This window comes from Tepidibacter formicigenes DSM 15518 (assembly GCF_900142235.1).
Taxonomy (GTDB): Bacteria; Bacillota; Clostridia; order Peptostreptococcales; family Peptostreptococcaceae; genus Tepidibacter; species Tepidibacter formicigenes.
In genome coordinates this window covers 15,718-29,740 of sequence record NZ_FRAE01000028.1, presented here as the reverse complement: position 1 = coordinate 29,740, position 14,023 = coordinate 15,718, and the positions used below count along the sequence as shown (strand labels likewise).

The following is a 14,023-nucleotide window of genomic DNA, read 5'->3' as shown; positions in this document are numbered from 1 at the left end:
AAAGCTTCCTTTTGGCTCTTTAGAATCTAGAATAAATGGATTCTTTCCTTGCTCTTTTAATTCTGGGTTGTATCTATATAAATGCCAATATCCAGCTTCAACAGCTTCTTTTGTATTTGCTTGAGTGCGTCCCATACCTTCTTTTAAACCATGGTTGATACATGGAGCATAAGCTATTATTAAAGATGGTCCATCATATTTTTCAGCTTCAATTAAAGCTTTCATGAATTGGTTCTTATCAGCTCCCATAGCTATTTGAGCTACATAAACATATCCATAAGTTGCAGCAATCATACCAAGATCTTTCTTTTTAACCTTCTTACCAGAAGCTGCAAACTTAGCAACTGCTGCTGTTGGAGTAGCTTTTGAAGATTGTCCTCCTGTATTTGAATAAACCTCTGTATCAAATACAAGTACGTTTACATTTTCTCCTGAAGCTAGAACATGATCAAGTCCACCATAACCGATGTCATAAGCCCAACCATCTCCACCGATTATCCAAACTGACTTTTTAATTAAATAATCTTTCTTATCAGCAATTTCTGCTAATATTTCTTTAGCCCTAGCATTTTCTATATTATTAGATTCTATTACATTAAGTATTTTTTTTGTAGCTTCTTTAGAAGCATCTGCATCTTCTTTTCCTTCAAGCCATGAATTAAATACTTCTTTATATTCAGCATCTATATCAAGTTCTACTAACTCTTTCATTAAGTCAGTTAATCTATTTCTCATTTGTTTTACTGCTACTGCCATACCATATCCGTATTCAGCATTATCTTCAAATAATGAGTTAGCCCAAGCAGGTCCTTTTCCTTCATGGTTTTTACAATATGGAGTTGAAGGTGCTGAACCTCCCCAAATTGAAGAACATCCTGTGGCATTAGCAATTATCATTCTATCTCCATATAATTGAGTTACTACTTTAGCATATGGAGTTTCTCCACAACCAGCACATGCTCCTGAGAATTCAAGAAGTGGCTGCTTAAATTGACTTCCTTTAACATTATATGGACTTACTAAATCTTCTTTTGGTTTTATAGTCATAGCAAAATCCCAGTTTGGTACTTCTATTTCTGTTTGTGTTTCAATAGGTTTCATAATTAGTGCAGTTTCCTTAGCAGGACAAATATCTGCACAGTTTCCACAACCAGTACAATCCATAGTACTTACTTGCATACGATATTGTAATCCTTCAAGTCCTTTACCAATTGCTTTCTTAGTTTTAAATGTTTCTGGTGCATTTTTCATTTCTTCTTCATTTACTAGCACTGGTCTAATTGCAGCATGAGGGCAAACGAATGAACATTGGTTACATTGGATACATTTATCCATTTGCCATTCTGGAACATTTACAGCTATACCACGCTTTTCATAAGCAGCGCTTCCATTTGGGAATGTTCCATCTTCCATACCTACAAAAGTACTTACTGGAAGTGAATCTCCTTCTTGTTTATTAACTGGAATTAGTATTTTTTCTATGAACTCTGGTACATTTTTAGCTTGTCCTAATGCTACTTCAGCTTGTGTAGCACTTGACCAAGACTTAGGAACTTCAACTTTAACAAGAGCATTTATTCCTTTTTCAACAGCTTCATAGTTCATATTAACTATTTTTTCACCCTTCTTACCATAAGACTTAACAATAGCATCTTTTAAGTATTTAACAGCATCATCTAAATCAATAACTTTTGCAAGCTTAAAGAATGCTGACTGCATAACCATGTTTATTCTATTTCCAAGTCCTATTTGCGTTGCTATATCTGTAGCATTTATAGTATAGAAGTTTATATCATTATCTGCTATATATTTTTTCATTGAAGCAGGTAATTTTTCATTAAGTTCTTCTTGGCTCCATTTACAGTTAAGTACAAATGTACCACCTTTTTTAAGACCTTTTAATAAATCATATTGATTTACATAAGATTGATTATGACATGCAACATAATCAGCTTCATCTATTAAGTAAGTTGATTTAATTGGTTTTTTACCAAATCTTAAGTGAGAAATAGTAATTCCTCCTGATTTTTTAGAATCATAAGAGAAATATCCTTGTGCATAAAGGTCAGTTTTATCTCCTATAATCTTAATAGCACTCTTGTTAGCTCCAACAGTACCATCAGAACCAAGTCCCCAGAACTTACATCTTATAGTTCCTTCTGGCTCTGTAACAATTTCTTCTTTTACTTCAAGTGATGTATGTGTTACATCATCAACTATACCTATAGTAAAGTTATTTTTAGGGTTATCTTGTTTTAAGTTTTCATATACTGCTTTAATTTGAGAAGGTGTAGTATCTTTTGATCCAAGTCCGTAACGTCCTCCGATTATTACAGGAGTACATTCTTTATCGTAGAATAAAGTACGAACATCTTGATATAAAGGTTCTCCAATTGCTCCTGGTTCTTTTGTTCTATCAAGTACTGCTATTTTTTTAACAGTCTTTGGTAGAACGTCAAAGAAATATTTGGCTGAGAAAGGTCTATATAAGCGAACTTTTATTAAACCTACTTTTTCTCCTTTAGCTAGTAAGTAATCTATAGTTTCTTCTATAGTGTCAGTAACAGAACCCATAGCAACTATTATGTACTCAGCATCTTCTGCTCCATAATAGTTAAATGGCTTATATTCTCTACCTGTAATTTTACTTATTTCTTTCATATAATCAGCAACAATTTCAGGTACTTTTTCATAAAATAGATTTGATGCTTCTCTTGCTTGGAAGAATATGTCTGGGTTTTGAGCTGTACCTCTAGTTACAGGATGCTCTGGATTTAATGCTCTATCTCTAAAAGCTTTTACAGCATCATAATCTACAAGTTTTGCAAAATCTTCATAATCTATAAGTTCAACTTTTTGAATCTCATGAGAAGTTCTAAATCCATCAAAGAAATGTACAAAAGGCACTCTACTTTTAATAGCAGAAAGATGTGCAATTCCACCAAGGTCTATAACTTCTTGAACTGAACCTGATGCTAAGAATGCAAAACCAGTTTGTCTTGCTGCCATAACGTCAGAGTGATCTCCAAATATTGAAAGCGCATGGCTTGCAACAGCACGAGCACTTACATGAAATACTCCTGGAAGAAGTTCTCCAGCTATTTTATACATATTTGGTATCATTAAAAGAAGCCCTTGAGATGCAGTGTAAGTTGTAGTTAAAGCTCCAGCTGCTAATGATCCATGAACAGCTCCTGATGCTCCACCTTCAGATTGAAGTTCAACAACCTGTACTTCTTGTCCAAATATATTTTTTTTACCATTTGCTGCCCATTCATCAGTATATTCCGCCATAGGTGATGATGGAGTGATTGGATATATAGCTGCAACGTCAGTAAATGCATATGAGACATATGCAGCAGCAGTATTACCATCCATAGTTTTCATTTGCTTTGCCATGATAAAGCCCCCTTACATGAAATTTTATTGTTGTTTTGAGTATAGTATACAATATACAAAATGTCAATCGTTTTCAATTGACATTTTTCAATTTGAAAATTGTTATTAATTAAACATTCTGTATATTTTTTTATATTCCTTCTATATTAATAATAATTTAAAAATTTTCTAAAATCAAGATAATCAACTTAAAAATTGAGAATAAATTTTATTTTTTAAAATTTTAGTATATTTATACATGTAATATGTATAATTAATATATATAATGATATTTTATTTTTTATTTAAATACCTTAATATTTAAAGTTTTCTCTATTTAATTTCATATATTTGATAGTGTATAAAAAAAACAACCTCATTTTAAAGGAAATTCTATTACTTTATAATAACTAAAGTCCTATATACTTGAAAGCACATAGGACTTTAGTTATTATGTTCATTATTATTTTAATTAATAATAATAAAATTATTCAGCTATTAACTCTACCATATCTCCATTTCTTACTCCAGCTGCATTTCCTTCTTCTATATCAACATGCATCTCTAAAGCATACTTTGGACTTACTCTAACTAGAACATTTTCAAATACTACTGCTCTTTCTCCAAAAGTTCTAATTTTTACTCTTTGGTTATCTACTACACCAAATTTTTCAGCATCTTCTGTATGCATATGTATATGTCTTGCAGCAACTATAACTCCTCTTTCAAGCTCTACTTCACCTTTTGGTCCTACAAGCTTAACTCCTGGAGTTCCTTCAAGTTGTCCAGAATCTCTAAGTGGAGCTTTAACTCCTAGAGCAAATCCATCTGCTAGTGAAACCTCTATTTGTGTTTCTCCTCTTGCAGGTCCAAGTATTCTAACGCCTTTAATAGTTCCTTTTGACCCTACTACATCTACTTTTTCTTCACAAGCAAATTGTCCTGGTTGAGAAAGGTCTTTAAAATGAGTTAATTCATATCCTTCTCCAAATAAAGCTTCAATATCCTTTTTACTTAAGTGAATATGTCTATTTGATAATGCTATAGGTAATTTCATTATACCTACCCCCTCTTCATTTTTTTCAACAAACTAATTATACTTTTTTTTTATTTAAAAATCAAATTTTTAATAACTTATTCTTTTTAGAATATCACAAAAACTCGGAAAAGATATATTAACACAGTTAAAATTCTTTATATATGTATTTCCATATGATATTAATGAAGCTATAGAAAATGCCATGGCTATCCTATGATCATTAAAACTTTCTATATTAGCTCCTTTGAGCTTAGTAGGTCCATTAATCACCATTCCATCCTCTAACTCTTCAATATCTGCACCCATTTTTTTTAAATTTTCTACAACACTTTTAATTCTATTTGACTCTTTAACTTTAAGTTCTTTTGCATCTTTTATAATAGTTTGGCCCTCTGCTTGAGTTGCCATAACAGCGATTATAGGTATTTCATCTATAAGTTTTGGTATTAAATCTCCGTATATAGTAACTCCATTTAAATTAGAATACTTAACTAGTATATCTCCTATTTCTTCTCCACATATGACTTCTTTATTTAATATTTCAAAATTTCCACCCATATCTTTCAAAACATCTAAAATACCAGTTCTTGTAGGATTAAGTCCTACATTTTTTATTAAAACCTCAGAACCCTTTATTATACTTGCACCAGCAATAAAGAATGCAGCTGATGAAATATCTCCAGGTACATATATTTCTTGTGGATATAAACTATCAACAGGATTTACATCAATCTCAAGACCATCTACATTTATATCAGCCCCAAATGATTTAAGCATTATTTCTGTATGATTTCTACTTTTAGATTTTTCTATTATTTTAGATGATGAGTTAGAATATAAGGAAGCTAATATAATTGCAGATTTAACTTGAGCTGACGCTATAGGCATTTTATAATTTATTCCTTTTAAATTTCCTCCCTCAATAGTTATAGGAGCAAAATTCCCATTTTCCAATCCATCTATTTTAGCACCCATTTCTTTAAGAGGTTCTGTAACTCTCTTCATAGGCCTTTTACTTATAGATTCATCTCCTACTAAAGTAGACTTAAAATTTTGACCAGAAAGTATTCCCATTATAAGCCTTATTGTGGTTCCAGAATTTCCTACATCTAAAACATTATCTGGCTTTTTAAGACCTCTTAATCCTACTCCATTTACAATAACATCCTTATTTTTCCATATATCTATATTTACTCCCATTTTTCTAAAACAGTCTATAGTACTTAGACAATCTTGTCCCATTAAAAAATTTTTAATATAGTTTTTACCATTAGAAATAGAAGAAAACATTACAGATCTATGAGAAATAGATTTATCTCCCGGGAGAATTATTTCTCCATTTAATCTTGAAATACTATTAAAATTCATTTCTTACCTCCTCAATTACAGAAAGTATTTCTTCTTCTTTTGTATCTTCAATAATATCTACTTTCCCACATCCAACTGGAAGTACTAAGCTAAATTTTAAGTAACTATTTTTTTTATCTTTTTTCATAATATCTAATATATATTTAGAATTTATATTTTTAAAAGTCATAGGAAGATTATATTCTTTATAAATCTTAATAACTTTATCATAATAATCTTTATTTATAAGTTTTTTCTTTAAAGCTAATCTAAAAGCCATATGTGTTCCTATAGAAACTGCATAGCCATGGCTAAATTTTCCTAATTTTTCTATACCATGTCCAAAGCTATGTCCTAAATTTAATATTTTTCTTAAATTAGATTCTTTTTCATCCTTTTTTACTATATCAAGCTTTATACTTGAAGATTTATTTACAATATAAATTAAACTATCTTCATCTAAATCTAATATTTTTTCCTTATTTTCTATTATATAGTCTAAAAAATCATAATCATAAATAAGACCATATTTTATTACTTCTGATAGACCACTTAAAAATTCATCTTTTTGTAGTGTCTTTAACGTATTTATATTAATATATATAAACTCGGGCTGATAAAAACTACCTATAATATTTTTATAAATACCTAAGTTTATACCTGTCTTTCCCCCTATAGAACTGTCTACCTGAGATAATAAAGTAGTAGGGCAGTGAACTAAATCTATACCTCTCATATATGTAGATGCAACAAATCCACTTAAATCTCCTACAACTCCTCCTCCTAAAGATATAATAAGAGATTTTCTGCTTAGTCCATTTTCAATGCAAAATTTAAAAATATCCTCATAAACACTTAAACATTTAGATTCTTCTCCTGAGCTTATATCATATACTAAAGTATTATCATACTTTAAACTCTTAATAAAATTATTTACATATAATTTTTTTACATTTTTATCTGTTATAACCAAAATCTTATCATATTCTTTTATCAAATTAAATTTCTTAAAATCTCTTTCTATATAGACTTTATCCCCTTTTTCCATCCTCTGCTTTCCAGCCTTTCTATATAGTTTTTATAATTTGTAATTATATCATTCATATTATCACCTGAAAATTTATCAAGAAAAAATTTAGCTATTACAAATGCACATACATTTTCAGCAACTACAGATGCAGCAGGTACAGCACAGTTATCAGACCTTTCTATAGAAGCTTTATAATTTTTAAGAGTATTTATATCTATACTATTAAGAGGTTTATATAATGTCGGTATTGGCTTCATTACACATCTTATAATTATTTCTTCTCCCGTACTTACTCCTCCTTCTATTCCTCCTAAATTATTAGTTTTTCTATAAATACCTTCTTCATCGGAATAATATATTTCATCTTGAACAACTGACCCTCTTAAAGAAGCTATTTCAAATCCAATCCCAAATTCAACTCCTTTTATCCCTTGAATGGACATAAGATGAGCACTTAATGTAGAATCTAACTTTTTATCATAATGAGCATAAGAGCCAAGGCCTAGGGGAACATTTTTTATTATTATTTCAAATACACCACCTAAGCTATCTCCTTCTTCTTTTCCTTTTTTTATTTCTTCTATAAATAATTTTTCAAAATTTTCATCTACGCATCTAACTTGAGAAAGTTCAGATTTCTCCTTTATGTAGTCAAAAAAAAAGCTTTTTTGTATTTTTTGTTTTCCAATTTGAACAACATGAGATGTAAAATCTATATTAAATTTTGATAAAAATTCTTTACAAATAGCTCCTACTGCTACTCTTGCAGCAGTTTCTCTTGCACTGGCTCTCTCCAAAACATTTCTTATATCTTCAAAATCGTATTTTAAAGCTCCTACTAAATCAGCATGTCCAGGTCTTGCCTTTGTAACCTTTTTACTTTGTATATCTATTTCACCAGTAGTTTTCATATACTTTTCCCAATTCTCGTAATCTTTATTTTTTATTTCAATTGCTATAGGACTTCCAATAGTTATATTTCCTCTTATCCCAGATAAGATATTAATTTTATCTTTTTCTATTTTCATCCTTTCTCCTCTTCCATAACCCTGTTGTCTTCTTGAAAGTTCCTTATTTATATTTTCTATATCTATATTTAGATTTGAAGGAATTCCTTCAAGGATTGCAACCAAAGATTTACCATGAGATTCTCCAGAAGTTAAATATCTTAACACAATAATCTCTCCTTTCTCAAAATAAGGGCTAGTTTTTACTAGCCCTTTTCATTAAATCTAAAGTCAAATTTTTAATACATTCTAAAGCCTCTATATTATTTTTTATCTGTATTTTATCAGAATCAGTTATGTAGTATTTATGAATTAGCTTTGTATTTATACTTTTAAAGAAAAAATCAACAACTACCTCTCCACCTAAAAACTGAGTTTTATAAGCTTTACTTCCCCCTATAGAAATAAACATTCCTACTCTATATTTATTTCTATCTATAGAAGATTTTTTTAATATGTATTTACTAGCATAAAAAGCTTGAGTTCTATCTATTAAAGTTTTTAACTTTGCTGGAACAGAGTCAAAATAAACGGGAGATATTACTATAGTTCCAATGGAATTATTAAATTCTTTATATAAATTTTTCATATCATCATTTATATGACAAAATCCTGTTTTTTCACAGTATCCACATGCATTGCAGTACTCTATGCTTAAATCATATATATTAAGTACTTTATATTTTAAATTATTATCATCTAAAACATTTTTTACATTTTCTAATACTTGATAGCAGTTTTTACCCTTTCTAGGACTTGCATTTATTAATAAAAATGTCATTCCAATTGCCCCTTTTACTTTTACAAAGTTATAATTTTCTATTTGTTATAAAAAGAATAAGTACATCATCATCAAATGAATCTTTACCTGTAAAATCATATAATTCTTTTTTTAAATTTTCAAAAATATCCCCACTATTTAAATTATAATTATTATATATAAATTCTTTTAATCCTTCCAGACCATATTCTTCTCCTTCTTTATTAGAAGCTTCTATTACTCCATCAGTAAACATACATATAAGCTCATATTCATTTAAATTATACTCATATTCTTTATATTCCATATCTTCTAATACACCTATAGGCATACCTTTGTCAAAGTCTAACTCTTCTACTAAAATGTTATTATCTATTTTTTTTATCCCTAAAGGATGATAATGTCCTGCATTTGAAACTACTCCTTTTCCATCTTTAGAATTAAATATTCCTACTCTAGCAGTTGCAAATATATTAACTTTATCAAAATCTTTATATAATATCTTATTCATTTTAGTAAGAATACTTCCCGGAGATCGATTTTCATATACTAAAGTTTGAAGTACACCTTTTATCATTGCAACAAAATAATTAGAAAGTATTCCATGGCCCATTACATCAGCTATAAATATGCATACTCTATTTTCATCTATTTTTATTATTTCACAAAAGTCACCACCTATATATTTAGAAGGCTTATGAAAAAAAGAAATCTCTTTTAAATCAGAAAATTTTATTTGACTTTCACTCATTATAAGTTTTTGCTGATTAGAGACAAGTTCTAACTCTTTTTCTAACAGCTTATGCTCAAATGCTTTTTTAGAATTTATATACATTTGCAAAGCTACTACTATCTGTGATGAAAATATACTTAAAATTTTAATATCATCATCAGTATATTTTTTGCTGTTTGCAGCAGCAATATATCCAATAATCTCATTTCCTCTTTTTAACTTATAGTAAATTAAAGATTTTATATTTTGTTTTTTTATATCTTCTTTAATAGAATTGAAATTGTAATATATACCATTTTTTTTTGTTTCATTTTTTAAAGCAACCTCTAAAGCCTTATGTAAATTTATATTTTCATTTCCATACTGATTAAAACTTTGAGTCTTATGCTCTATATCATTTAATATTACTATAGCACTTTTACTTAGTGTAAGCTTACACATTTGTTTGCTTATCATCGAAAGAAAGCTATCTATAGTTTTATTAGCATATAATTCTTGTGTTGCTTTACTTATATAATTTATTGCTCCTCTTAATTTCTTTATTAAAGTATCTACTTTATTGTTTTCTTTAGTTATCTCAATGGAAAGACTTATTAAAGAAGAAACAGAAGATACAAAATTTATATCTTCTGTTGTAAGATCATCCTCTTCTCCTAAATAACAAGTAATAAATCCTACAACATTGTTATTAGCTATAAGAGGAAATACTATTCTACCTACATACCCTTCTTGCTTTGCTATGGGTCTTTCTATTACAGCTCTTTCATCTTCAAATACATTTTTAACCCAAACTATTTTTTTTTCAAAAACTGCTTCATGGATATATTTAGGATATTTATTAAAATCTATTTTTATAGCATCTTCATCAACATCTTCAGAAAATAATTTTGGTATATAGTCAAGTGTTGCTGAACACACTAAATATGAATATTTGTAATTATTCTTAAAAAACAAGTTTATACATGCCTTTGTAGGATGTATTACATTAAGCATTTTTTCAATAATTTTATCTTTTATTTCAAAAAAGTTTGTTGATGAAGTAACTAATTTTGATATTTCAACAATATTATTTATTACATCTTTATTTTTCATAATATTGCCCCCAACACAATATAATTTTAAAATTTATTTTGAAAATCTTTCATTAAAAGAGTTTGAAGTTATATTTTTTATGTTACTATATATCTCATTTATAGTAAATACTAAAAGAGTTACAAGTATAATTAAAAGAAATTTTGTATATGTTGAAAAATTAAGTAGAATAACTATTACTAATATTGATTTTACCTTTAATTTTGTAGTATCTTGTACTACTTCGTTAAATATAGATTTTAAGCTTGAAGTTTTATTTTTAAAGCTTTCTTTAATTTCTTTGTTTATAAGTTTTTTATAAAATATAAAACAAGTTAATATTAAAGTTGCTAAATAAATATTTATTTTAAATAATATTAATAATAAAAACATATAAAATATATATTTGAAAAATTTTCCTAAAACGCTATCTAATTTAGTTATTAATTCAAGACTGCATTTTTCTTTTAAGCTATATGGATTACCCTTTTTTAAATCTTTTATTTTACCTTTTATTAATTCTTTGTATATTAAAGCTAAAAAATCATCAAGCATAAAAAATTCCTCCTTTATTTTGAAATATATATTTAATTTTTCCCATTATAATCCTTTTTATACTTGGAAATACTATGATAAAGGAGGTTTTATACATGGAAATGAAGAATCTAGATATAAAAACTAGAACTGAAATTCACAATTCAACAAAATTAACTTTAAGAAAATATCAAAAAGGGTTAAGAACTGGCAAATTACCTATAAATACTTTTGTAGAGAATATACTTAAATCTAAGAATCCTCCAAAATGGTTAAAAGAAAATCCTAATTTAAAAACTGATGAAAGCTTTAAAAAATCATATATAGAATATATAAAAAAAATAGTTTTAAAATACAAAGAACTAGAAATGCTTTATAAGATACAAGATAAAACAGGAATGCCTACATCTAAGGATAAAAGAGCAAATGTTAAACAGCAGGCTAAATTAAAAAAACTATTAAATCAAAAAGGATATACATTGACTATTCCTTCAAAATATCTAACCGAAAAAGAAATAAATTATATGCTTGATTATTTAAAAACAGGTTCTATTCCTTTAGGCCACGAAAGAGTCTATAACTATATAAAATCAAGTCATTAAAAAAGTTAAGGCTTCATACCTTAACTTTTTTAATCTTTTTGTTAATATAAGTAAGTAAAATTATAATTATTGAATTAATAATCAAATTTGTTATAAATATATACATACTAATATGTTTAAAAAATTCTAATGGGAGCAAGTTTATTATTATGCTTTCTTTTGGATTTAAAAGCCATAAATCGTTGCTAAAAAATATTTTATGAAATAAAGTAAATGAATTGTAATAACTTAATGAAATTAAAGAGCAGATAAATAGAAAAAATATATTTACTATTATAAGACTTTTATTTGTAAAATAAAGTAAATTCTTGTAATCCTTAAAACTTAAAATTACAATTGTTATAACAACTACTGTTATTAAATTTTTAATTGTTAATCCTAGATTAAATAAAATTTTTACATCTTTCATATGTTTTATTTCTTTAATTCCAAAAACTTTTTTGTAATCTAATTTTTTATCAGAATTGCTTAAATAATTAGTTAAATTATATGTTATGTTTTTTATATCTTCTTTACTGTATTTTACATTCTTATAGACATTATTTTTATCGTATTCAGAAAAATAAAAAAAATTATTGAGTGAATAAAACTGAGCTGTATTTAAAAGTATTATTAAAAATAATAAAAAGCCAAATGAATAATATATAGCTTTTTTCATTTTAATCCATTTATATTTTAAGCCATGGCTTTTTCTAGTTTATCTAAATATTGTATAGGGAAATATTTAAGCAATTCTTTAAACTGTTCTACAGAAAGACCTGATGTAGTTGTATATATCTCTATTTTCTCATCTAGTGTAGCATTTTTGAATCTCTCTTTAATCATTTCAAAATTTGGATTTTGTTCCATAATTAATCACTCCTTAAAGTATTTTTCAAATCTATTGTTGACTAAATTTAAAAAAATATTCACTATTGCTTTTTAAATTTCATTGGTATATTATCTTAAATAATTAAAAGGCAAAGGTGATTATACCTTTGCCTCCTTTTTATATTATTGTTGCTTTCCAGACATTTGTTGTTCAGCCATTTCAACTAGCTTTTTAGTCATATTTCCACCTACATAACCATTTTGTCTAGCTGTTAAATTTCCTTTATCCATATTTTGATAATTAGATAATCCTAATTCATTAGCAGTTTCTAATTTCATTTGATTTAATGCAGCTCTTGCTTCAGGAACCGCTTTTTTATTGTTATTCTTAGCCATATAAATCCCTCACTTTATATTTTATTTATTACTTGTTATTATTGTGTGAAGAATTTTGAATTTAATGTATGGTATTTTCTAGAATTTCTTTTCTTAAAAAATCTAATGCTCTTATAGCTGTAATATTTCTTATTCTATCTCTACTTCCTTTTAAGTTTAGCTTTTTAGTTTTTATTTTTCCATTTATATAAAGTCCTATAAAAACTAATCCTACAGGTTTTTCTTCACTTGCACCACCTGGTCCTGCAATTCCTGTAACTGATAATCCTATATTTGTTCCTACCTCTTTTGCAATTCCCATAGCCATTTCTATTGCAGTTTCTTCACTAACAGCTCCATATTTTTGTAGTGTTTCTTTTTTTACATTAAGTCTTTTCATCTTAGATTCATTACTGTAAGTAACCATTCCCTCCATAAACACAGATGAAACTCCTGGATAGTTTATAAGTTTTGATGCTATAAGTCCTCCTGTGCATGACTCTGCTGTTGCTATTGTAAGTTTTTTATTTATAAGCAATTTTGCAACTTCTTCTTCAAGAGAAGTATCTCCTTCTCCATAAATATATTCTGAAAGTCTTGAATAGATTTCATTCTTAATTGGAGCTATGATATTTTCAGCTTCTTCTTTTGAATTTGCTCTTGCTGTAATTCTAAGTGTAACCTCTCCTTGTTTTGCATATGGAGCAATAGTTGGATTTATTTGATTTTTTATAATATCGCTAATTATATCCTCCATATGACTTTCTCCAATTCCACATATTCTAAGTACTTTAGATATTAATACTCCATCTTGATATTTGTTTAAATAAGGTATTACATAGTATTTGAACATATTAGTCATTTCTCTTGGTGGCCCTGGTAATAAAATTAATGTTTTTTTATTTTCCTCTATAATGCATCCTGGAGCTGTTCCCCAATCATTAGGTAAAATAATAGATCCTTTTGGAAAATATGCTTGTTTTTTATTTCCCTCTACCATTTTTCTCTTTTGACACTCAAAATATTCTTTTATTTTATTAAGTGATTTTTCATCTAAGATAAGCTCTTTATTAAAATAATTTGCAGCAACTTCCTTTGTAAGATCATCTTTAGTGGGTCCTAGCCCTCCAGTTGTAATTACTAAGTCAGCTCTTGAAAAAGCAATTTCAAGTGACTTTTTAAGTTTATCTGAATTATCTCCTACTACAGATTGATAGTATACAAATATACCTAAGTCAGCTAGCTCTTTTGCAAGAAACTGAGCATTTGTATTTACAATATCCCCAAGTAGTAACTCTGTACCAACACATAATATCTCAGCTTTCATATCTATCCAC

The 14,023-nt window shown here is 27.6% G+C and carries 13 protein-coding genes; 1 reads left to right on the top strand and 12 read right to left on the bottom strand.

Going from position 1 to position 14,023, the window contains the following annotated elements; genetic code table 11:
* The 8 genes from nifJ to BUA77_RS07010 all read right to left on the bottom strand — a co-directional run.
* Window positions 1-3,399, bottom strand: a 3,399-nt coding sequence (gene nifJ, locus BUA77_RS07045; protein ID WP_072888681.1) for a pyruvate:ferredoxin (flavodoxin) oxidoreductase, incomplete at its 3' end; no start/stop codon positions are given.
* 466 nt (window positions 3,400-3,865) lie between these two features.
* A complete protein-coding gene (pduL, locus tag BUA77_RS07040; protein WP_072888679.1) occupies window positions 3,866-4,435 on the bottom strand; it encodes a phosphate propanoyltransferase in 570 nt (189 codons plus the stop codon).
* A 69-nt stretch (window positions 4,436-4,504) separates the two neighbouring features.
* Window positions 4,505-5,785, bottom strand: coding sequence for a 3-phosphoshikimate 1-carboxyvinyltransferase (gene aroA, locus BUA77_RS07035; protein WP_072888677.1), 1,281 nt, complete (start codon window positions 5,783-5,785; stop codon window positions 4,505-4,507).
* Window positions 5,775-6,812 carry a 3-dehydroquinate synthase gene (gene aroB / locus BUA77_RS07030; protein WP_072888675.1) on the bottom strand — a complete coding sequence of 346 codons (1,038 nt, stop codon included), beginning with the start codon at window positions 6,810-6,812 and terminating at the stop codon, window positions 5,775-5,777. Before aroB ends, aroA begins: the two co-directional genes overlap by 11 nt.
* The gene (aroC, locus tag BUA77_RS07025; RefSeq protein ID WP_072888673.1) at window positions 6,785-7,969 is read right to left on the bottom strand and encodes a chorismate synthase; all 1,185 of its coding nucleotides are present in this window, start codon (window positions 7,967-7,969) and stop codon (window positions 6,785-6,787) included. Before aroC ends, aroB begins: the two co-directional genes overlap by 28 nt.
* 28 nt (window positions 7,970-7,997) lie before the next feature.
* Window positions 7,998-8,582: a flavodoxin family protein gene (locus BUA77_RS07020; protein WP_072888671.1), complete on the bottom strand. Its 585-nt coding sequence runs from the start codon at window positions 8,580-8,582 to the stop codon at window positions 7,998-8,000.
* A gap of 28 nt (window positions 8,583-8,610) precedes the next feature.
* Window positions 8,611-10,386, bottom strand: coding sequence for a GAF domain-containing SpoIIE family protein phosphatase (locus BUA77_RS07015; RefSeq protein WP_072888669.1), 1,776 nt, complete (start codon window positions 10,384-10,386; stop codon window positions 8,611-8,613).
* Between the two features lie 33 nt (window positions 10,387-10,419).
* Complete coding sequence (locus BUA77_RS07010; RefSeq protein ID WP_072888667.1) at window positions 10,420-10,920, bottom strand: hypothetical protein; 501 nt, start codon at window positions 10,918-10,920, stop codon at window positions 10,420-10,422.
* A 95-nt stretch (window positions 10,921-11,015) separates the two neighbouring features.
* On the opposite strand from BUA77_RS07010, the gene BUA77_RS07005 reads away from it, so the two are divergent.
* Window positions 11,016-11,501 (top strand): hypothetical protein, encoded by a 486-nt coding sequence (locus tag BUA77_RS07005; protein ID WP_072888665.1) that lies wholly within the window; start codon window positions 11,016-11,018, stop codon window positions 11,499-11,501.
* 13 nt (window positions 11,502-11,514) lie between these two features.
* Here the strand turns inward: BUA77_RS07005 and BUA77_RS07000 are convergent, their stop codons facing one another.
* The 4 genes from BUA77_RS07000 to BUA77_RS06990 form a co-directional block, all read right to left on the bottom strand.
* Window positions 11,515-12,159: a TIGR01906 family membrane protein gene (locus BUA77_RS07000; protein ID WP_072888662.1), complete on the bottom strand. Its 645-nt coding sequence runs from the start codon at window positions 12,157-12,159 to the stop codon at window positions 11,515-11,517.
* 17 nt (window positions 12,160-12,176) lie between these two features.
* Window positions 12,177-12,350, bottom strand: a complete 174-nt coding sequence (locus tag BUA77_RS14180) for a hypothetical protein (RefSeq protein ID WP_200773936.1) — start codon at window positions 12,348-12,350, stop codon at window positions 12,177-12,179.
* Window positions 12,351-12,494: 144 nt separating this feature from the next.
* A complete protein-coding gene (locus BUA77_RS06995; protein ID WP_072888660.1) occupies window positions 12,495-12,707 on the bottom strand; it encodes an alpha/beta-type small acid-soluble spore protein in 213 nt (70 codons plus the stop codon).
* Between the two features lie 61 nt (window positions 12,708-12,768).
* Window positions 12,769-14,013, bottom strand: coding sequence for a competence/damage-inducible protein A (locus BUA77_RS06990; protein WP_072888658.1), 1,245 nt, complete (start codon window positions 14,011-14,013; stop codon window positions 12,769-12,771).
* Between the last annotated feature and the right edge of the window lie 10 nt (window positions 14,014-14,023).